Here is a 643-nt window from a genome sequence, read left to right on the forward strand (position 1 = left end):
TGAGACAATGGAAGCACGCCCTGAAGGAACGTGATTCTGTAAAGGCGATCGCTAACTCTAAAGAATTTTACATCCAGCGATATGCTAGATTTGCTGCGCCTACTCCTGTTAGTGTTTAACCAATAAAGTTTCGCAGTTTTGAGATCCCCGATTTCTTTAAGAAGTCGGGGATTTCTCTTTTTATAAATGATTTAGCTGGGATTCCAAGCTGCTCTCGCGCGACCGCTCGCAAGACGCCATCTCGCTCGGCTACGGCTTCGTAAAGGGCCCGCACTCGCTGCAGTTGCACGTGCGCCACGACAAGGACAGCGAGTTCGGCGGCAAGACCACCGGCAGCGCGGCCTACGGCTACGCCATCACGCCGTCGCTGCGCTTCACGGCGTCGGCCGGCACCGCCTTCCGCGYGCCCACGCTSTACCAGCGCTTCAGCGAATACGGCCTGGCCACGCTCAAGCCCGAGTCGAGCCGCAACCTGGAGCTGGGCCTGCAGTACACCGAGGGCGCGACGCAGATGGGCATCGTGGCCTACGCCAACCGCGTGCAGAACCTGATCGTGTTCGACGGCTCGGCCAGGGGCTGCGGATCGTCCTTCGGCTGCTACGCCAGCACTGCTCGCGCGCGCTACCAGGGCGTCACGCTCTCG

General features: G+C 60.1%; 1 protein-coding gene. It reads left to right on the top strand.

The window, feature by feature from the left end:
- Positions 1 to 238 precede the first annotated feature (238 nt).
- On the top strand, positions 239 to 643 hold a 405-nt coding region (locus FCR06_RS32190; protein ID WP_223280413.1), incomplete at its 3' end, for a TonB-dependent receptor domain-containing protein.

The organism is Nostoc sp. PA-18-2419 (assembly GCF_005869855.1).
Taxonomy (GTDB): domain Bacteria; phylum Cyanobacteriota; class Cyanobacteriia; order Cyanobacteriales; family Nostocaceae; genus Nostoc.